The following is a 20,017-nucleotide window of genomic DNA, read 5'->3' on the forward strand; positions in this document are numbered from 1 at the left end:
GCGGCCGGGACCCAAACTCGCATCGCCTTAAGGCGATACTCAGACATGGGTCCCTCTTTTCCGCTCTTTTCGTCGAAGCCCGAGGCGCCCCATACGGCCTAGGTGAACCTTGACGGCTCGCTTCGCATCGCGTTGGGGTGTGGCCCGCCCTTCGGGCGCTTCACACGGCTACCACAATGGGTTGATCGGCTGATCAGTTGAACGGTTGATCTTGCCGCTGGTTGGCTCCCCTCTCCCACTTGTGGGAGAGGGCGGGTGCTCGCCGATGTCCCTCGCGTTCCTGTTGGCTTCAGGCGGCGCTAACCGGCGTGAACGTTGGCACCGGCGGCCCGTCGTCCGTCGGCGTGAACGTCAGCTTCACTTCCTGCCCGATGCGCACGGTATCCAGGTCGCAATCCACGATGTTGGTCATCATGGTCACGCCTTCTTCCAGCGTCACATAGGCAATGCAGAAGGGCGTGGGGCCGGCACGGCGGGTGACGCTGAACGAGTAGATGGTGCCGCGTCCCGAGGCCTGCTTCCATTCGGTCTCGCCCATGCAGAACGGGCACAGCGTGCGCGGGTACCAGTGGGGCTTGCCGCAGGATTTGCAGTGCTTGACCAGCAGGCGGCCCGCGCGGGCGGCTTCCCAGAACTCGGTGTTGTCCGGGGCGACCTGCGGTGCTTTGAGGGGAGTGGCGGTGTAAGGTGTGCTCATCTTATTACTCCCGTTCCAGGATGACGGTGGCGCTGCCGTGGCGCGAGCCGAGGTAGCCGCCGGTGCCTTGGGCCAGGGCCAGGTCGCAGTTCTTGACCTGCACGGCGGGATGGGCTTCGCCGCGCAGCTGGCGCACCGCTTCGATCACCTTGGTGATGCCGCCGCGGTTGGCCGGGTGGTTGTTGCACAGGCCACCGCCGTCGGTGTTGAAGGGCAGCTTGCCCACGCCGGAGATCAGGTTGCCGTCGGCCACGAACTTGCCGCCTTCGCCCTTCTTGCAGAAGCCCAGGTCTTCCAGCTGCATCAGCACGGTGATGGTGAAGCTGTCGTAGATCGAGGCGTACTTGATGTCGGACGGGCGGATGCCGGCCTCTTCAAACGCGATCGGGCCGGAGATGGCGGCGCCCGACCAGCTCAGGTCGACCATGCCGCCGAGCTGGCCTTTGACGGCTTCGCCGGCGCCGCGGATCTTCACCATGGGGCGCTTGAGCTTGGCCGCGATTTCCGGGCGGGCGACGATCAGCGCGCCGCCGCCATCGGACACCACGCAGCAGTCGAGCTTGCGCAGCGGATCCGAGATCATCGGCGAATTCAATACGTCCTCCACCGTCACCACATCGCGCAGCATGGCGTGGGGATTGTGCTGCGCGTGGTGCGAGGCCGCTACCTTGATCCAGGCAAGCTGTTCGGCGGTGGTGCCGTACTGGAACATATGGCGCATCGCCACCATCGCGTACAGGTTCACGGTCACCGGGCTGAACGGCGCCTCGAACGGCTGGTCGGGCAGGTTCGCGCCCCAGTTGCGCGCCTGCGTGCCGCTCGAGCCTTCCGAGCGTGGGCGGCCTGCCAGCGTGATCAGCGCCACATTGCACTTGCCGGCGGCGATGGCCTGCGCGGCGTGCGAGACGTGGACGATATACGCCGAGCCGCCGGTATCGGTGGAGTCGACGTGGCGCACCTTCAGGCCGAGGTAATCGACCATATTGAGCGCGCCAAGGCCAGGCGCGTCACCCGCGCAAAAGTAGCCGTCCACGTCCTGCAGGGTGAGGCCGGCGTCCTCCAGCGCGCCCTTGGCGGATTCGGCGTGCAGTTGCGCGACGGATTTGTCCGGTGCCTTGCGGGTCGGGTGCTCGTAGGCCCCGACGATATAAGCCTTGCCGTTGATGCTCATGGGTCTCCCTAGTTGTTGTCCCGGGTAAGTTGGTGTGCGGTGATGACTATGGACTATGGACTATGGCCTATGAACTATGGCTATAACCGAAGTCCTGTGTTCTTGTTTGGTGCCGCGAGTGTCAAGGTGCGCGTCCGTATTGCTCGCGCAGATCGCGCTTGAGCACCTTGCCGATGGCGTTGCGCGGTAGTTCCTGCGACAGCTCCAGCGCGGCCAGGCGCTGCATTTTCTCCAGCCGGCCATTCACCCAGTCCAGCAGCGCGGCGGCTTGGGCGATGGCGCCGGGCCGCAGCACCACGAAGGCGACGGGCGTCTCGCCCCAGCGTTCCGAGGGCACGCCGACCACCGCCGCGTCCGCGATGTCGGGATGCCCGAGCAGCACCGCTTCGATGTCGCTCGGGTAGATGTTGAAGCCGCCCGAGATGACCATGTCCTTCTTGCGGTCCATCAGGATGAGGAAGCCGTCGGCATCGAAGTAGCCAACGTCGCCGGTGCGGATGAAGCGCTTGCCGGTGGCGTCGAACCACTCGGCCTCGGCGGTCTTCGCTGGATGATTGTGGTAGCCGGACATCATCGCGGGGGAATGCCCGACGATCTCGCCTGGGGTGTCGCGCGGCGCATCGGCGGGGAGCTCGCGGCCTTGATCGTCCAGCAGCCGCATATCGGTGTCCGGCGAGGGGCGCCCGACCGTATGCAGCTTGTCCGGGTGCTCATGCGCGCGCAGCTCGCAGCGCCCGCCGCCCTCGGTCATGCCGTAGTACTCGATCAGCGCGCCGGGCCAGCGTGCCAGCACCTGCGCCTTGAGCGCGGCGGCAAAGGGCGCGCTGGTGCAGAACTTATAGCGGAACGATGACAGATCGGTGCTGGCGAAGTCGGGGTGGGCCAGGATGCGCTGGTATTGCACCGGCACCAGCATGGTATGGGTGACGCGGTACTGTGCGGCCAGCGCCAGGTACTGGCCGGCATCGAACTTGCGCATCAGCACCACGGTGCCACCCAGCGACAAGGTGGGGAACAGGCTGACCAGTGTGGTGTTGGAGTACAGCGGCGTGGACAGCAGCGCCACGGTGTCCGGGCCATAGCCGCCCTGGGTGGCGCGCTGCACATGCGACGAGCGCATGCCGAACGGCTGGATGATGCCCTTGGGCACGCCGGTGGTGCCGGATGAATAGATCAGGTTGAAAGCCCAGTCGGGCTGCACGTTGACCGGAGCCGGCCGGGCATCTTCGGGGGCCAGCCACTGGCCAAAGGCAAGGCCCGCGTGGCTGTCGTCCAGTGCGATGCAGGGAATGCCGAGCTCGGCCTCCAGCCCGTGCAGGGCCTGGCGCGTGCTGGCATCGATCAACAGCCGGCGCGCCCCCGAGTCCTGCACCATGCCGCGCAGCGTCTGCGGGTTGAGCGAGGGCGACAGTGGTGCCACCGCTACGCCTGCCCGCAGGCAGCCGAGGAAGGCGGCAACGTATTCGATCGACGTCGCGGCGCAGATGGCGACGGCGCCTTGCGCCGGCACACCGTCTCGCTGCAGCGCGGCGGCAACGCGGTCGGCAAGCCGGTTGAGGCTGGCGAAATCCACGCTGCGTTCATCCAGCACCACGGCCGGATGCCGCGGCCGCAGCGCGGCTTGGGCGTCGACGAGGGCGGCGAGAGGGGTGAAGTCAGTGCTTGTCGGTGACATAGGGCTGCCGTTGGGCTCTTGGGGTGTGCTTGGGTGTCTCATTCATGGCCGGCCTGCCGCGGCTGTGAAAGAGTGTCGCGCCTTGTGCCGGGTTCGACAATTTGGCTTTTTGGAAGAGGGGCTTGCCGGGAATCGTTGTTGCGGCGCACAAAATGGCGCGGAAGGGGCAAGCCAGGGGACAAGCTAGGGGACAAGCTAGGGGACAAGCTAGGGGAGGGGCGCTGCGCGGGGAGACGGAGTGAAAACCAACGTGCGGGGTGGCCCTCGATGGAGCCACCCTATGGCGGAATCAGCCCATGGCCAAGGCCGCCGCGCTCATCTGCTGCTCGGGCGAGGTCTTTTCCATGGACTTGGCCAGCGCGCCACTGGCGCTGGATATGGCACCGGTAAGCGAACTCATGGCCTGGTTCAGCGCTGCAAGACGGACCTGCTTCTGGTCGGCAGAGAGGTTCTGGGCCGAGGCCACGGCTTGCAGTTCCTGCTGCTTGCGCGCCAGCTCGTCGCGCAATTCACGGATTCGCTTGAGCAGGTCCTTGGCCGTATCCGGCAGGTTGCTGTTGTCGATATCACTGTTGCGGCCGCTGGAGCCGGCCGGCTTGCCTGACGCCAGCGTGCGGCCAGCCGATGAAAGATCGACATGGATGCCATCGGACGGCTTGCCGCCGCCCGATTGGCTGGCGGGCGTTGCCTGGCTGGCGGTGGCAAGGCTGGCTGCGCCGGCCAGGGCCGTGGCGGCCGCAAACTGGCCGCCGGTGGAGGACGCCGGATCGATCGTGCTCATCGGATTTGTTCCTTCAGGTAGTGCGCGAACGCACGGGAGGCGGCCGCGCACGGCACACCTGGGTACCCGGAATTAACGAACTCGTGAAGCGGATCTGTAGGGCAATGCAGGTAATTTTGTGATGCTGGCGGCGCCAAATACAGCAATAAGTTGATGATGGGGCTCAAAAAGCCGATGCCACGGGACGCGCCTTGCGATAAAGGATGAGGGTGGCCAGCAGCCCGCATGCCGCGGCAAAGCTCATCCAGTAGCCCGGCGCGGCCTTGTCGCCGGTCACCTCGATCAGGTAGGTCGAGACCGCCGGCGTAAAGCCGCCAAACACCGCCGTGGCAAGGCTGTAAGCCAGCGAGAAGCCGGCCACGCGCACCTCCACCGGCATCACCTCGGTCAGGGCCACCACCATGGCGCCGTTGTACATGCCAAAGAGGAAGGACAGCCACAGCAGCACGATCAGCATGCGCTCGAAGCTCGGCGCGCCCGCCAGCCACGACAACGCGGGATAGGCGGTGACCAGCGCGATGGCCGAAATGGTCAGCAGGATAGGGCGGCGGCCAATGCGGTCGGACAGGGCACCGCCGATGGGCAGCCAGATAAAGTTGGAAATGCCTACGCAGAGCGTGACGGCCAGGCTGTCGGCCGTGCTGAGCTTGAGCACCGTCTTGCCGAACGTGGGCGTATAGACAGTGATCAGGTAGAAGGTGGTCGTGGTCATTGCCACCAGCAGCATGCCGGCCAGCACCGTGCGCCAGTTGCGCAGCATGGAGTCGAATACTTCGCGCGTGCTCGGATGGTGCCGGCGCGTACGGAACTCTTCGGTCTCCTGCAGCGAGCGGCGCAACACGAAGAGGAACGGCACGATCAGGCAGCCGATAAAGAACGGAATACGCCAGCCCCATGCGCCCAGTTCATCGGTCGTCAGCCAGTGGTTCAGCCCAAAGCCAAGCCCGGCCGCGACCACGATGGCGATCTGCTGGCTGGCCGACTGCCAGGCGGTATAAAAGCCCTTATGGCCGGGTGTGGCCATTTCGGCCAGGTAGACCGATACCCCGCCCAGCTCGGCGCCCGCCGAGAAGCCCTGCAGCAGTCGCCCGATCAGCACCAGCAGCGGCGCCAGCACGCCGATGCTGGCATAGCCCGGCACGAGCGCGATCAGGATGGTCCCGCAGGCCATGAGCGACAGCGTCACGATCAGGCCCCTGCGGCGTCCCACCTTGTCGATATAGGCACCCAGCAGGATGGCGCCGAGCGGGCGCATCAGGAAGCCTGCGCCAAACACGGCGAAAGTCAGCATCAGCGAGGCGAACTCGCTGTTTGCCGGAAAGAAGGTGTGAGCGATGTAGGTGGCGTAGAAACCGAACAGGAAGAAGTCGAACTGTTCGAGGAAGTTACCGCTGGTAACCCGCAGGACCGCGCCCAGCTTTGAGGATCCAGGCACTGCCGCGCCTGCCATTTCCGCTTGCATCGCCAGTCTCCTTCGCCACGACGTCCCGGCTATCCGCCGCCTTTCGCGAAAGGTCGGCTAGCCTGTGCGGGCGCGCTTGTGCTGGTCAATATATGCCTTGCAAGCCGCCAGCGCCAGTCCCGCATGTGTGAGGCGCGAGCCGCCAGGCACCCCCCGGCGCCTCGCCCGATACTCAGGCGCCGCGAAACATGGCCGGGCGCTTCTCCACGAAAGCGCTGGTGCCTTCCCGCGCGTCTTGCGACGCCGCGGCGATCATGAACTGCATCGCCTCCACCGCCAGCCCCTCATCGATGGGCAGGTTGATGCCGCGCGTGACCGCGCGCAGCGACGCGGTGACCGCAATCGCGGAATGCCGAGCGATCCGTTCGGCCAGCCGCAGGCAGGCGGGCAGCAGGTCGGCGGCGCTCACAACGTCGTTGAGCAGGCCGAACCGCAATGCGCTGTCGGCATCGATTGCCTCGCCGGCAAGGATCATTTCGTTTGCCCGCTTGCGGCCCACGTGACGCGGCAGGCGCTGTGTGCCGCCAAACGTGGGCGGGAAGCCCAGCTTGATCTCAGGCTTGGCAAAGGTGGCATGCCCGGCCGCGATGGCCAGGCTGCAAGCCTCCACGATCTCGCAGCCACCGCCGAAGGCCAGGCCATTGACCGCAGCGATGACCGGCTTCGGAAACATTTCGATGCGCCGCGTCATGGCTTGTCCCCGCAGCAGGAAGCGGCGCTGCGCCTGCTCGGGGGAGGCCGCGATGTCAGGCGCGAAGCCGGCAATGTCGGCCCCCGCGCTGAAGGCCCGCGAGCCGCGGCCGGTCAGGATCACGCAGCGCACCGCGGGATCTGCCTCAATCGCATCGAGCCGGACCATCAGCGCGTCGATCAGCGCGTAGCTCAGGGCATTGAGCTTGTCGGGGCGGTTCAGCACCAGCAGTGCATGCTGGCCGGATCGTTCATAGCACACCAAGTCGTTTGCGTTGGTCATGTCGGATAGGCTGTTCATCTTCGGTAGGTCCTGGTTGTCTTGTTGTTTTGTTGTCCTGATTGTTTGCAAGGCTTGCCGGTGCGGTTAGTCGATTGTCCGAACGGCGATGCGCGCCGGGTGGCCGCGAAAGCCGGAGACAAAGACAATGGCCTTCTGCCTGGCGCAAAAGCGCTCGCCGCTCACCAGTACCGTGTCGCGGCAAGCCGCCTCCAGCATGGCCGACTGCTGCGTGAGCCACACGATGCCCTCCACGCAGATCAGGTAAGATCCCAACCCGAGCGGGATCCGCAGCGCATCCGGGCCGAGGATCCAATTGCCTTGTCTTGTGCTCACGATCGCCTCCTGGCTAGCCCGCCAATTTCTGCAACGGTGCTTGCATTCTTGCGGGGAACAGCCAACGCTGCCCGGAAGCCTTTTCATGAAGGGTATGCCTGGCTGTCATGTCAATCCTGAGCCGAGCCTCCACTAATGCGCTGCGCGCCATGTCGCTTGAAGCCCTGCGCGGCTTCGAATCCGCCGCACGCCACCTCAGCTTCACCGCCGCCGCCGAAGAACTCTTCATCACCCAGTCCGCCGTCAGCAAACAGGTCAAGAGCCTCGAAGACGTGCTCGGCACCGCGCTCTTCCTGCGCGGCGGCAAAGGCCTGAGCCTGACCCCGGAAGGCCGCCAGCTTTACGAGGCGGCGCGCCTGTCCATCGGCCAGCTCGGCGCGGCCATCGACCGCCTGCTCGCCGTTGACCGCATATCCATCGCCGTCACCACCACGCCGTCCTTCGCGTCGCTCTGGCTGGTGCCCAAGCTCGCCCGCTTCCAGGCCGCCGAGCCCGGCATCGACGTGCGCATCGATGCTTCCGAGCCCATGCTCAACCTGGAGCGCGAGGGCATCGACCTCGCCATCCGTCTCAACACACAGCCCCTGGACCCCGACGGTCCGCGCCCGCTGCTGCAGGAGCGCCTGATGCTGGTCGCCGCGCCTGCCGTGGCCGCGCGCATTGCCGACGCCCGGCAGATACTCGATACGCCGCTGCTGGTGTTCCATGACCCCGGCGCCCGCTTTGACTGGATGTCATGGACGCAGTGGTATCAGCGCCTCGGGCTGATGCGCTCGTCCAAGCAGGCATGCCTGTACTTCTCGCAGTACGCGCACGTGCTGAATGCCGCCGCGCAACAGGCGGGCATTGCGATAGGGCGTACGCCGATGGTGTTGCCGATGCTCAAGAGCGGGCAGTTGCAGGTGGTGCTGCCAAAGCATGTGGCTGACGGGCCGACCTATCAGATCGTGACGTCCAGCGTGGTGCGGCCCGGGGTGGAGCGGTTCCGGGCCTGGCTGGAGACGGAGTTGGCGGGGGAGGTGATTGGGTGAGGGCGGCCGTAGGGGAAAACTAAGCAACGACAGTCATTCGTAAACGACCGAGACATTTGGCGTTGTAGGTCTGGGTGTCTATTTATTAAATGAATTTTCAAAAATAATAATTTAATATAATTAAATTATTATTTATTGGTAATTGAATTAATTTCTGTTTTGCGAATGCCGGGGAAAACCAGCGCAGCGCTCCCCAAGCTAGCCGCAAGGGCCATCGAGTGAGCGCGGTAGCCGTCAAGCCAGACTTCGGTGGGGTATTGGGCAGTTGGTTTCCCGCCGTTATCCAAGCGGGGCAGCGGCGTGCTTATCGCCCCCGTAAGTTGTGGCTTAGATAAAACAGGAGAATCATGGGTCGTATCCGTCTTGCCGGGCTGTTCCTGGCGTTGTGTTCGTTGGCTGGTTGTGCGGTCGTGCAGAAGCCAATTCCTGCTTCCGCGAAGCTCTTTGATGATCGGACGAGCACGGTCGCGGTGGCAGTGCAAAAGCTGCCAGAACCTAACCAGAACATGATCGGGGCGCAGGGGATCCTTGACTACGCCATCAACAAGGCCAATGCACAGGCAATCGTGGAGCGTTTGCAGCGGCAAGACTTCTCGCTGGTAAAGGGGCTGCCGCAGGAACTGGCGAAGGGGCTGGAGTCCCGCCAGGTCAAGGTCGTGCTGGTGGCGGCTCCCGTGGATACGGAGCAGTTGAAGAAGTTCACGGAAGGTTCCGGTGACGGTATTGCGGAGATGGACTACCGGCCTTTGGCTAAGCAGTATGGCGCGGATCGGTTGCTGCTGGTGGCGTCGCGCTGGCTGGGCACTTCGCGCAGCTACTATGGTTTCATGCCGCTGGGAGCGCCGGAGGGCTATGTATCGCTGGTGGGGCAGTTGATCGATCTGCATACCAATCGGCTGCAATGGTACGAGCCGGTGACAGTCAACACGCCCGTGACCGGCGAATGGGATGACGCGCCGGAATATAGCAACCTGATGAAGTCGGTGGACGCGAGCACGCGGGCTGCAACCTCGAAACTGCGCGCGGCGTTGTTTATGGAGCAGATGACAACGGCCACAAGCGCCGCTGTGTCTTCGGGTGCCACGGCGCAATAGGCATTGGCAATGCCATCCTGCCGCGCGCGAGCGCCGCGGCAGGGTGCTGGCGCGCTGGCGCCCATCATCGAACGGGAGCCAGGAATTCGCTGACCGGGGCCGCAACAAGGCCCGCTTGCTTTTTCCTTTCCAATCCCTGGCGACCTCTTCCTAGGGTAATCCCCAATATACCGTATCATCACGCCCGGGCGTCGCGCTGCCGGGCGTTTTGCCGTCTTTGGGCTGCGAGCGTGCCCCATCGCACTTTTTCAGGAAATCCGGGACAAAGCCAAGGTGCGCCGGCAGCCTGCCGGGCGCCAGATCGCCTCCCCTGGGTGCGGTTTTGCTCACATTGAATAAACAGAGGCCACTGATAAGTGGCCTCGGAGACATCCGGACGCTTTGTCGGGGCGCCCGGATTGCCAGGTATTGCAGGAGTTGCTTTTGTCCATGAACGAAACCCAGCGTAGAACTGAGGTTGACCTGATTCGCGGCATCGCGCTGATTTTCATCGTGGTTGACCATGTGAACGGCAGCGTGCTGGCCGATTACACCATCCGCAATTTCGCGTTCTTCGATGCGGCGGAGATCTTTGTCTTCCTGGCCGGCTATTCGGCAGGGGCGGCCTACGTCGCCATGGAGGCGCGGCACGGTGCCTCCGCCGCGCAGAACCGCCTGATCCGCCGTAGCTGGGAGATCTACAAGGCGTTCGTACTGACCGGCGTGCTGATGCTGGTGTTCGGCCTGTTGCTGGCGCTGGCCAAGGTGCCGGCGCCCGCGATCCGGTCCACGGAGGCGCCGATCTTCATGGCGCATCCGTTCAGCACGCTGATTGAGGTGTTCAGCGTGGCGCGGCAGCCTTTTGTGTCGGACGTGCTGCCGATGTACGCAGTCTTCATCCTGTTTGCGCCGCTGGCGATCCGCATGGCGCGCGCGGTGCCACTGACGTTTGTCGGCGCCAGCGGGTTGCTGTGGCTGATGGCGCCGATGCTCACGCCGCTGCTGCCTAGCAGCGATGGCAACGGCTGGAGCTTCAACCCCTTCGCGTGGCAACTGCTGTTTGGGCTGGGCCTGATGGCGCGCCTGCGCCCCGATGTGATCCTGCCGCGCCAGGCGCTGGTGCGCTGGGTGGTGACGGTGCTCGCCGTGGCGGTGACGCTGGCCGGCGTGCTGCTGGCTTACCTGTGGATGCGTCCGCATGTGTACGAGCCATGGTTGCCCACGTGGCTGCCGGCCATGGTTTTCCCGCTGCCCAAGAAGAGCCTGGCGGCGCTGCGCATCGTGAGTTTCCTCGGGCTGGCCTGGCTGTGCTATCTGGCTGTCCGCGCGGGCTGGGTAGCGCGGCTGGCGTCGGTGATGGGGCCGGTGGTGCAGATTGGCCGCCACAGCTTGTTCTGCTTTGTCTTTGGCGCGGTGGTGTCGGTGGTGATCGAGGGCTTTACCTATGGCATTGCCGGCGGCCGGCCGTCGCGGCCGATCGCGCTGGGTGGCGATATCGTGGCCGTGGCGCTGTTGCTGGTGATTGGTGGCTGGTATGGGCGGCGCAAGGAGGGGCGCAAGGAAGCGCGCAAGGAGGAGAGCAGGGAAGAGAGAAGGGAAGAAAGTAAGGAAGTGCAAAAGGCTGCCGCTTAGGCAGCCTTCGCTGGCTTGTGATCGTGCTTGTGTGCGATTACGCCGTCATTCCTTGATATCCGCCTGGCGGATCACCTGCTTGTACTTGTCCAGCTCCGCGCGGATAAAGGTGCCGAACTCCTGCGGGGTACTGACGATGGGATCCACCCCGAGCGTCTTCAGCCGGCTTGTCACCTCCGGCTGCACCATGGCTTTCTGCAACGCGGCGTAGAGCTTGTCGATCACCGGCTTGGGCGTCTTCGCGGGCGCCAGGATGCCGTACCAGCCTGAGGTCTGGAACTTGGGAAACCCTTGTTCGGCGAAGGTGGGCACATCCGGCAGGTCCGGCTGGCGCGTGGCGCGGGCAATGGCGATGGCGCGCAGGTTGCCGCTGCGCACGTGGGGCATGGCGGATGCCGCGGTATCGAAGATCATGTCGACCCGGCCCGCGATCACATCAGGCAGCAGCCCCGATCCTCCCTTGTAGGGCACATGCAGCAGGTCGATCCCGGCCTGGCCGCGAAAGATCTCGCCGGACAGGTGCGGCGGCGTGCCGCTGCCGGCGGAGCCGTAAGTCAGCTTGCCGGGGCTGGCCTTGGCGGCCACCAGCACATCCTTCAAGGTCTTGTAGGGCGTATGCGTGTTGACCACCAGCAGCGTCGGCGCCGACGCCAGCAGCGATACCGGCTCGAAATCCTTGATCGGATCGTAGGGCACCCGCGCATACAGGTTGGGGCTGATGGCGTGCGATGCAATCGAGCCGAGGAACAGCGTGTAGCCGTCCGGCGCGGCATGGGCCGCGGCTTCCGCGCCGATCATGGTGCCGGCGCCGGGGCGGTTGTCGATGATCACCTGCTGGCCGAGCGCGTCGGACAGTTTCTGGGCGATCGGGCGCGCCACATTGTCGTTGCCGCCGCCGGGCGGGAAGGGCACGATCAGCTTGATCGGGCGGTTGGGGTAGTCATCGGCGCGGGCGGCGGCCGGCACCAAAGCGAGGGCGGTGACGGCCGTGGCCAGCGCCGCTGCCGCCAATGCGGGAAATCGTCTTGCAGTCATCTTGTCTCCTCCCCCGTTGCCAGGGTGGGTCAGGTCTGTCTTTTTACGCTTTTTGCGCTTTTTGCACTTTTTGCTTTAGCCAGTGCCCAAGGGGATCAGCCTTCCGATACCGCCACCGGCCGCCCCGTGAGCGGATAGCTGGGGTCGCTGTAGCCCGGCGTGGACGCATGGCCGGGGCGCACCAGGGCGTCGACCATGGCTTCCTCTTGCGGTGAGATCGCCACGCCCACGGCGCCGAAGTAGTCCTCGAACTGGGCCAGCGTGCGCGGCCCGGCGATCACCGAGCTGATGATGGGGTTGGCGAGCACCCAGGCGGTGGCGAACTGGCCCAGCTTGAGGTCGCGCGCCTGCGCATGCTGCTTCAGCGTCTGCGCAATCACCAGCGACTCCTCGCGGAACTCGGTCTCCATCATGCGGCGGTCCGCCCGGCCGGCGCGCGAGTCCCGCGGCGGTTGCTGGCCGGGCAGGTACTTGCCCGTCAGCACGCCACGCGCGATCGGGCTGTAGGACACCACGCCCAGCCCGAAATGCTCGCAGGCCGGCAGGATCTCCACTTCGGGCATGCGGTTGAGCAGGTTGTAGTAAGGCTGGCAGACCGCAGGGCGGGGCACGTTGAGCATGTCGCACAGGCGCGCGATCTCAGCGATGCGCCAGCCGCGGAAGTTCGACACGGCCCAGTAGCGGATCTTGCCGGCGCGGATCAGGTCGCCCATGGCGCGCACGGCTTCTTCGAGGTTCTCGCCGGCGTAGTCGCGGTGCAGGTAGAGGATGTCGAGATAGTCCGTGGCCAGGCGGCGCAGGCTGTCTTCCACGGCGCGCATGATCCAGACGCGCGAGTAGTGCGAGTGGTTGGGGGCGGCCTGCATCGGGTTGCCCAGCTTGCTGGCCAGGACCCAGTCCTGGCGATCGCCCGCCAGCAGCTTGCCCACCATCGTTTCCGACCCGCCCAGGCTGTACATGTCGGCGGTATCGATGAAATTGACGCCATGCGCGCGGGCGCTGTCGACGATGCGGCCGGCCTCGGCCTCGTCGGTCTGGTCGCCAAACATCATGGTGCCCAGGCACAGGGCGGACACCTGCAGGTTGCTGGCGCCCAGGCGCCGGTATTGCATCTTGAAGTCAGACATCTCGAATCTTCCAGGAGAGAAATAAATGCGGTGCGGGCCTGTTGTGGCCGGTTCTGGCTTATCCGGCTTATTGCGCCTGCTTGAAGCGCGCCGCCAGCGCGTCGGTGGCCAGGCGCAGCAGGGTCATGTCGGTCCCCACCGCGACAAAGCGCGCGCCCATGTCGATGTACTGCTGGCCCTGCGCTTCGGTGGTGAGAATGCCAGCGGCCTTGCCGTTGGCGCGGATGCGGCGGATCGCGGCGGCGATGGTTTCCTGCACCTCGGGGTGCTGGATGTCGCCGAGGTGGTTCATGTCGGCGGAGAGATCGCTCGGGCCGATGAACACGCCGTCCACGCCGTCCAGCGCGCAGATCGCGTCGACGTTGCGGATGGCTTCCATCGATTCGAGCTGCACCAGCACGCAGGTCTGCTCCTGCACGTTATGCAGGAAATCCTTGATGCGGCCAAAGCCGCCGGCGCGCGTGCCGCTGGCCACACCGCGCATGCCGCCCTTGGGAAAGCGGCTCCACGCCACGGCATTGGCGGCTTCCTCGGCGTTTTGCACATAGGGCAGCAGCAGCGATTGCGCGCCGATATCCAGGCAGCGCTTGATCCACAGCATGTCGTTCCAGGGCGGGCGCACCACGGGATGGCTCTTGGTCCCTTCGGTGGCCATCAATTGCGTGTGCAGGGTGGAGATGTCATTGGGAGCATGCTCCATGTCGAGCAGCAGCCAGTCGAATTGCGAGCGCGCCACCAGTTCCACCACCTGGTAGGAAGACAGCGAGCACCACAGGCCAATCTGCGGCTGGTCGGCGAGAATGGCTTGCTTGAAGGCGTTGACGGGAAGTTGCATGGAAAGTCTCCGGGGGGTCGGTTGTTGAAGGTGCGGCCATGTACTGGCGTGCTGGCGTGCTGGCGTGCGCGCCTACATGTCCAGCTTCAGGCCGCTCTCGCGGATCAGGTCGGCCCAGCGTGTTTTCTCTTCGCGGACAAACGCCTGCGTGGCTTCGGGCGTATTGCCGACCGGCTCCGCGCCGAGCTGCGCCAGGCGCTGGCGGATCTCGGGCTGCTGCAGGATGCGCACCACATCGGCGTTGATCTTGCGGATCACCTCCGGCGGGGTGCCAGCGGGCGCGAGCATGCCCTGCCAGCCGCCGGCGGTAAAGCCCGGCACGGCCTCCGCCACGGTCGGCACGTTAGGCCATTCGGGATTACGCTCGCGGCTGGTGAAGGCCAGCACGCGCAGCTTGCCGCCGCGCACGTAGGACGCGCTGGCCACCATGCTGTTGAACATCAGGTCGGCCTGCCCGCCCATCACGTCCAGATTGGCCTGCGCGCCGCCCTTGTTGGGCAGGTAGAGCCAGTCGATGCCGAGCTTGCGGGCGAACTGCAGGCCGGCCAGGTGCGGGCCGCTGCCGATGCCGGTGGTGGCCCAGTTGAGCTTGCCCGGATGCGCGCGGGCGTAGTCCACGAGCTCCTTGAGCGAGCTCGCCTTGGTCTGCGGCGAGACCAGCAGCATGTAGGGCGAGTAGGTCAGCGTGACCACCGCGCTGAAATCCTTGATCACGTCGTACGGCAGGTTCTTGCAGGCCACCGGCGCGATCACGAAGTTGGACAGGTCGCCCAGCAGCAGGGTGTAGCCATCGGGCGCGCTTTTGGCGACGTTGTCCGTGCCGATATTGCCGCCGGCGCCGGTGCGGTTCTCCACCACCACGGGCTGTTTCCAGGTCTCCTGCAGCTTGCTGCCGAGCAGGCGGGCCAGCACGTCGGAGGCACCGCCCGGCGCATAGGGCACCACCACGCGCACCGGGCGCTGCGGCCAGGGCGCGGGGCCATCGGCGCTGGCCGGCAGCGCCAGCGCGGTGAGCGATGCGGCCGCCAGCAGGGTGATCCATTTGCGCAGCATGGTTGTCTCCTTTGTTCTTTTGGTTTTTTTCAGGCTGTTTGCTGCGGCTTTGGCGCCATCGCGATCGCCTGCAGCATGGCTTCGGTCATGCTGCGCGGATCGGCCACGCCCTTGCCGGCAATGTCGAACGCGGTGCCGTGGTCCACCGAGGTGCGCACCGCCGGCAGGCCGATAGTGACGTTGACGCCGGCTTCCAGCCCCAGCACCTTGACCGGCCCGTGGCCCTGGTCGTGATACATCGCCACGACCAGGTCGAAGTCGCCGCGGGTGGCGCGGTAGAAGAGCGTGTCGGCCGGCAGCGGGCCATCCACCAGCCAGCCGCGTGCACGGCAGGCTGCCACGGCAGGGGCGATTTTCCCGGCTTCCTCGCCGCGCCCGAACAAGCCGTTCTCGCCGGCGTGCGGGTTGATGCCGCACACCGCCACGCGCGGCTGGGCGATGCCGCTCTTTTGCAAGGCCTGCACGCCGCGCGCGATGGTGCGCTCGACCAGGCCAGCGTTGATCTTCTCCACCGCATCCAGGATGCCGATGTGCGTGGTGACATGGATCACCCGCAGGTTCGGCGCCAGCAGCATCATCGAGACCTCTTCGGTGCCCGTGAGCGCGGCCAGCATCTCCGTGTGGCCGGGGTAGCGGTGGCCGCCCAGGTGCAGGGCCTCCTTGTTGAGCGGCGCGGTGCAGATCGCATCGACCATGCCGGCCTGCACGAACTCGACGGCGCGCGCGATATAGCGGTAGGCGGCATCGCCGCAGATGGCCGAGACCTTGCCGTAAGGCGTGTCGGCGGGGATCAGCGCCAGGTCGATGCAGGCGAGGGTGCCGGGCTCGAACGTGGCTTCGTCGGGGTCCGTCACCCGCGCGATGCGCAGCTCGGTGCCGGTGCGGCGGCAGGCGTCTTCCAGGCGCGCGGCGTCGCCCACCACGAAAGGCCGGCATTGCGCATAGAGCGTGCCGTCGGCCAGGCACTTGACGATGATCTCGGGGCCAACGCCGGCGGCGTCACCCATGGTGATGGCAATTCTCGGTCGATACATGGAGGGCTCGCTGAGGCGGGTGTTGGCAGGGCCGGCCTGCTCCGGATGCGTGGGGCTGGCGCGCATGGCATCGGCAGGAGACGCCGGCGCGGTGGTCTGGCGCAGGTGCGCCATGCAGGCCAGCAGCGTGTCGCGCTGGCCAAAGGCGCCGGCCTTGATGCAGACCGGCACCGTGTTGTTGTCGTGATCGAGGCCTGCCGCGCCTGCCGTGCCCGTTGCGTCGCGCAGCTGCGCGCGGGCGCTGGTCACGCCGGGCACCAGTGCGCGCACGTTGGTGAGCTGGCTCACGCCCAGCATCTCCAGCACGGCGCGCGCGCTTTCCCCGCCAGACAGCACCAGCCCCGTCGCCACCTGCGCCAGCGGGGCGGCAAAGCGGGCCAGCGCGGCGCACAAGGTGCTGCCGTCCAATGCCGGGTCGGCCGGGCCTTCGACGTGGATCACCACATCGCGGCCCAGCGCCAGCGCGTTAGCGGCTTGCTGGCGCTGCGCGAGCCAGGCGGTGGATGCCGCGCCGTCAACCAGCAGGCGCGGCGAGCAGGGCACCGGCAGGCAGGTGGCGCACAGCGCCTGGACCTGTTCGGCGGCAAGCGCCGACATGCTGCCGATGACAGCGAGCCGGCCAGTGGTTGCCGGCGCCGTCGCGCCGGCCACGCGTGTGCTGTCGGGGTTTGTTTCCGCGGGCGGCATCGCCACATGCGCGGCCAGTTGCCGCGCGAGCCCGGCGGAGCCAGCGGCCAGCACGGGCCCGGGCCGGGACGCGATCAGCGTGGCCAGCAACGCGAGATCGTCGTCGGTTTGCGCATCGCACACGAGTGCGTCGCATGCGTGATCCAGGCCAAGCGGTGCGGCACCGGCGTTGCCTAGTGCCCGCAAAGCCGGCAGCGTCAGCACGCTGACCCGCAGGCCGGCCGTGCGGAGCAGCGTCGGCAGGTGATCGCTGGCAAGGCCCAGCGTGGACCACAGCCTGGTGCCCGACAGCGGCCTGCCATCCAGGTAGGCCCGGCCTTCGCGCAGCGTGCGGCCCTGCGCCGGAAACGCCGGACAGACCCAGATCGGGCCAGCGGCCCCAACGGCGTTGCGCGCCGCTACCAGCTCGGCGCCGATATGGCCGCGCAGCGTGGAATCGAGCTTGTGGAAATGCAGGCAGTCCATGGCCGCTGCGCTATCCGGCCTGAGCGGGCCGAAGCCATCGGCAAAGGCCTGGGCGAACACCTGCGCGGCCTCGGCGGCGGGGCGTGCCCGCGAGTGGGCATCGAGCGCCTGGATCCGCCCGTCCCATGCCGCGCAAGCCGCACCGGCCGCCGCACCTTGCGCGCGCATCCGCACTTCGCCGCTGCCATTGCCGGCGAACGCCGCCACGCTGTCGCACGCGCCGGAAAGATCGTCGGCAACGATGCGCACGGCGGCGAACCTTGGTGGGGGCACGGCTGTTGGCATGGGTCTGAGCTTGATGAATCAAGGGGGAAGGCATGGGGATGGTGTCTCCTGCGCCCCTGCCTGTCTCACTTGCTGGTTTGCCGTATCCCGGTGAAATATGGTTTTTTGAGCACTCTGTCGTGCTGTTTCCGTGCGGCAAGCCTCAGCATTCAGTCGATATTACACGCTAAATCAAAAAAATGCATGCAATTATTTGGTTTGGCATTCAATTGGCGAAAAATGCGCAGCCATTGGCCTTTGCTGCATAATGCTTTCGCCAGTCCGGTCCAACCGCCCGCAAAGGGCAGCGATGCCGGGCCTTCTTCCCACCAGAAATGTCGATCGCAGAGATGTCACAGGAATTGCCCGCGCTCCCGCCGGACCAGGACGACCAGCCGCTTTCGCAACGGGTCTACCAGGCCATGTTGTCGGCCATCATCAGCGGGCAGCTAAAGCCGGGGGAGGTGGTCAACGAAATCCGGCTCGCGCAGGAGCTCGGCGTCAGCCGCACGCCGGTACACACGGCGATTCGCGAACTGGTCAAGGATGGGCTCATCACCCAGGAGGCGAACCGGCGCCCGGTGGTGGCGCGCTTCTCGCGCGAAGATATCCGCGAGGTGTTCGATATGCGCAAGCTGCTGGAGAGCGAGGCGGCTCGCATCGCCGCCGCGCAGCTGGACCGCGTCACGCTCAAGGCGCTGTCCGACGCGGCCGACGCCATGGATGCCGGCGCCGCCACCAGCGTGGACGATGCCGAGGCACTGGTGCGCTGGGCCGATTTCGACGACAACTTCCACCTGGCTATCGCAGACGCTTGCGGCAGCAAGCGCCTGCGCGAGGACATCCTGCGCTACCGCCTGCTGCACCACGGCCTCAACCAGCTGCGCATGCGTGCCGAGCTGATTCCACAGGCGCTGGCCGAGCACCGCAAGATCCTCGACGCACTGGCCGCGCGCGATGGCGACGCCGCCAGCCGCGCCATGCAGGAGCACCTGCATGAGTGGCAGGCGTATTACATGCAGAGGTTTCCGCTGTAGGGCTTGGGCAACGCCGGCAGGGCTTACTCCCCCAGCGCAATGCCATCCTTGCGTTTGTCCGATGCGCCGAGCAGGTCGCCGCATGCACTGCGCATGACGATCTGGGCGCCGCCGAAGTCGCTGCGCCCGCCCAGTTCGCCAAGGCCGGCGGGATCGCTGTAGCCTGCATCGCGCAGGGCTTGCACGATGGCCGGCGGCATGCCGGCTTCGATGGCCAGGGCGGTGTCGGATTCCAGCCGCCAGCGAGGGGCATCCAGCGCGGCTTGCAGGGGTTGCTGCCAGGCCGCCAGCCTTACCAGCAACTGCAACTGGCCTTGCGGCTGCATCAGCCCGCCCACCACGCCGAAGCCCGCGTGGAAGCGCCCGCCGCGCAGGGCCGCGCCGGGCACTACTGTGTGATACGGGCGCTTGGCCGGAGCAGGGCTGTTGATATGGCCCGGCCCGGCAAAGCCGAAGCCGCGGTTCTGCAGCACGAAGCCGCAGCCGGGCACGGCGATGCCCGAGCCGAAGCGCTTGAAGATGCTGGTCATCAGCGTGACCGCCAGGCCGTCGCGGTCCACCACCACGGTGCATACGGTGTTGCCGGCCGGGTCTGCCACGGTTTCCTTGGCGTACTGCATGGCGCGGCCCATGGCCCGCACCGTGCGCAGCACGGCTGCGGGATCGTCCTCGGCCAGCATGGCAGGATCGAGTTCGCCGAGTTCGTCCAGCGCGTGCAGGATGGCCACGCCGTGCGTATTGGGCGGGCATTCCAGCACCGTCAGTCCGCGGAAATCCGTGGATACGGGCGTGCAGAAATCGCCCCGGTGGGCGGCGAAGTCGGCGGCAGCCAGCGCGCCGCCGGCGATGCGGCTCGCCATTTCGGCGGCCTGGGCGGGCTGGCCGAGGTAGTACGCATCGGCACCCTCGGCGGCGATGGCGGCCAGTGTGGCGGCCAGCTCCGGATTGCTGAAGGTCTCGCCGGACGCAGGTGGGCGGCCGGCGCGATAGAGCGCGGCGCAGACCGGGTCATGGTGCAGCACGCGGTCGAACAGCGCCCATTCCCGCGCGGCTACCGGCGCGAGCGCAAAGCCGTCGCGCGCTAGCGCAATGGCGGGCGCGAACAGCCGTTTCCATTCCAGCCGGCCGTAGCGGCGGTGCAGGTCCTCCCAGCCACGCACCGCGCCGGGCGTGGTCAGCGATAGGGCGTGGCGCTCGGGAATGCGCTGGCCGGGCAGGGCCGCCAGCGCATGCATGGGGAACGCGGCCGGCGCGCGCCCGGTGCCGTTGTAGCTGACCGCGTGGCCGTCGGGCTCGACGATCATCGCCAGCATGTCGCCGCCGATGCCCGTTGCCATCGGCTCCACCACGCCCAGGATGGCATCGGCCGCGAGCGCCGCGTCAATGGCGCTGCCACCTTCACGCAGCACCTGCAGCGCGGCCTCGGCAGCGAGCGGGTGGCCGGTGGCGACCATGCAGTGCGGCGCGCGCACGCCCTCGGTGGTGTTGGCACGGCTGGCGCAAGCTGTGGTTGTCATGCGTGGCGCTCCAGGAGGATCAGATCAATCGGATTTGACAAAATGGCGTGCGTGAGCGGCAACGCAGCGCCTCAAGGCCACCGCGCACGCCGTCGATGCCGCCAGGCCTGCCGGTCCGCGCCGAAGCAGCGCCGT

Annotated in this window: 17 protein-coding genes; 4 read left to right on the forward strand and 13 right to left on the reverse strand. The window is 66.4% G+C overall.

Annotation, left to right across the window (positions count from 1 at the left end):
• Window positions 1–289 precede the first annotated feature (289 nt).
• From AC07XB_RS32505 to AC07XB_RS32535, 7 genes are all read right to left on the reverse strand, one after another.
• Entirely contained in the window at window positions 290–697 is a 408-nt protein-coding gene (locus AC07XB_RS32505; protein ID WP_492815071.1) for a Zn-ribbon domain-containing OB-fold protein, read from the reverse strand.
• 4 nt (window positions 698–701) lie between these two features.
• Window positions 702–1,868 (reverse strand): thiolase family protein, encoded by a 1,167-nt coding sequence (locus AC07XB_RS32510; RefSeq protein WP_150988223.1) that lies wholly within the window; start codon window positions 1,866–1,868, stop codon window positions 702–704.
• A gap of 121 nt (window positions 1,869–1,989) precedes the next feature.
• Window positions 1,990–3,543: a class I adenylate-forming enzyme family protein gene (locus AC07XB_RS32515; RefSeq protein WP_492374632.1), complete on the reverse strand. Its 1,554-nt coding sequence runs from the start codon at window positions 3,541–3,543 to the stop codon at window positions 1,990–1,992.
• A gap of 289 nt (window positions 3,544–3,832) precedes the next feature.
• Complete coding sequence (locus AC07XB_RS32520) at window positions 3,833–4,324, reverse strand: hypothetical protein (protein WP_492815068.1); 492 nt, start codon at window positions 4,322–4,324, stop codon at window positions 3,833–3,835.
• A gap of 163 nt (window positions 4,325–4,487) precedes the next feature.
• Entirely contained in the window at window positions 4,488–5,786 is a 1,299-nt protein-coding gene (locus AC07XB_RS32525) for an MFS transporter (RefSeq protein ID WP_492374634.1), read from the reverse strand.
• 172 nt (window positions 5,787–5,958) lie between these two features.
• A complete protein-coding gene (locus tag AC07XB_RS32530) occupies window positions 5,959–6,777 on the reverse strand; it encodes a crotonase/enoyl-CoA hydratase family protein (protein WP_492374635.1) in 819 nt (272 codons plus the stop codon).
• A 66-nt stretch (window positions 6,778–6,843) separates the two neighbouring features.
• Window positions 6,844–7,092, reverse strand: coding sequence for a hypothetical protein (locus AC07XB_RS32535; protein ID WP_492815064.1), 249 nt, complete (start codon window positions 7,090–7,092; stop codon window positions 6,844–6,846).
• Window positions 7,093–7,199: 107 nt separating this feature from the next.
• Here AC07XB_RS32535 and AC07XB_RS32540 point away from each other — a divergent pair, with 107 nt between their 5' ends.
• The 3 genes from AC07XB_RS32540 to AC07XB_RS32550 all read left to right on the forward strand — a co-directional run bounded on the left by AC07XB_RS32540 (window position 7,200) and on the right by AC07XB_RS32550 (window position 10,828).
• On the forward strand, window positions 7,200–8,123 hold the full coding sequence (locus AC07XB_RS32540; RefSeq protein ID WP_492374637.1) for a LysR substrate-binding domain-containing protein: 924 nt from the start codon (window positions 7,200–7,202) through the stop codon (window positions 8,121–8,123).
• Between the two features lie 347 nt (window positions 8,124–8,470).
• Window positions 8,471–9,217 (forward strand): hypothetical protein, encoded by a 747-nt coding sequence (locus AC07XB_RS32545; RefSeq protein ID WP_492374638.1) that lies wholly within the window; start codon window positions 8,471–8,473, stop codon window positions 9,215–9,217.
• A 429-nt stretch (window positions 9,218–9,646) separates the two neighbouring features.
• Window positions 9,647–10,828, forward strand: coding sequence for an OpgC domain-containing protein (locus tag AC07XB_RS32550; RefSeq protein ID WP_492374639.1), 1,182 nt, complete (start codon window positions 9,647–9,649; stop codon window positions 10,826–10,828).
• Between the two features lie 45 nt (window positions 10,829–10,873).
• On the opposite strand, the gene AC07XB_RS32555 is transcribed toward AC07XB_RS32550, so the two are convergent.
• The 5 genes from AC07XB_RS32555 to pdxA form a co-directional block, all read right to left on the reverse strand.
• On the reverse strand, window positions 10,874–11,863 hold the full coding sequence (locus AC07XB_RS32555) for a Bug family tripartite tricarboxylate transporter substrate binding protein (RefSeq protein WP_492374640.1): 990 nt from the start codon (window positions 11,861–11,863) through the stop codon (window positions 10,874–10,876).
• A 95-nt stretch (window positions 11,864–11,958) separates the two neighbouring features.
• Window positions 11,959–12,990, reverse strand: coding sequence for an aldo/keto reductase (locus tag AC07XB_RS32560; RefSeq protein ID WP_492374641.1), 1,032 nt, complete (start codon window positions 12,988–12,990; stop codon window positions 11,959–11,961).
• A gap of 67 nt (window positions 12,991–13,057) precedes the next feature.
• Window positions 13,058–13,825 carry an HpcH/HpaI aldolase family protein gene (locus AC07XB_RS32565; protein ID WP_174428449.1) on the reverse strand — a complete coding sequence of 256 codons (768 nt, stop codon included), beginning with the start codon at window positions 13,823–13,825 and terminating at the stop codon, window positions 13,058–13,060.
• A gap of 72 nt (window positions 13,826–13,897) precedes the next feature.
• Complete coding sequence (locus AC07XB_RS32570; protein ID WP_492831525.1) at window positions 13,898–14,878, reverse strand: Bug family tripartite tricarboxylate transporter substrate binding protein; 981 nt, start codon at window positions 14,876–14,878, stop codon at window positions 13,898–13,900.
• Between the two features lie 29 nt (window positions 14,879–14,907).
• Entirely contained in the window at window positions 14,908–17,337 is a 2,430-nt protein-coding gene (gene pdxA / locus AC07XB_RS32575) for a 4-hydroxythreonine-4-phosphate dehydrogenase PdxA (protein ID WP_492831526.1), read from the reverse strand.
• A 341-nt stretch (window positions 17,338–17,678) separates the two neighbouring features.
• Between pdxA and AC07XB_RS32580 the strand changes: the two genes are divergently transcribed.
• Window positions 17,679–18,365: a GntR family transcriptional regulator gene (locus tag AC07XB_RS32580; RefSeq protein WP_492374645.1), complete on the forward strand. Its 687-nt coding sequence runs from the start codon at window positions 17,679–17,681 to the stop codon at window positions 18,363–18,365.
• Between the two features lie 23 nt (window positions 18,366–18,388).
• Here AC07XB_RS32580 and AC07XB_RS32585 read toward each other — a convergent pair whose 3' ends face one another.
• Window positions 18,389–19,882 (reverse strand): gamma-glutamyltransferase family protein, encoded by a 1,494-nt coding sequence (locus AC07XB_RS32585; RefSeq protein WP_492815051.1) that lies wholly within the window; start codon window positions 19,880–19,882, stop codon window positions 18,389–18,391.
• Window positions 19,883–20,017: the final 135 nt, after the last annotated feature.

Source organism: Cupriavidus sp. GW821-FHT02F09, from assembly GCF_059421605.1.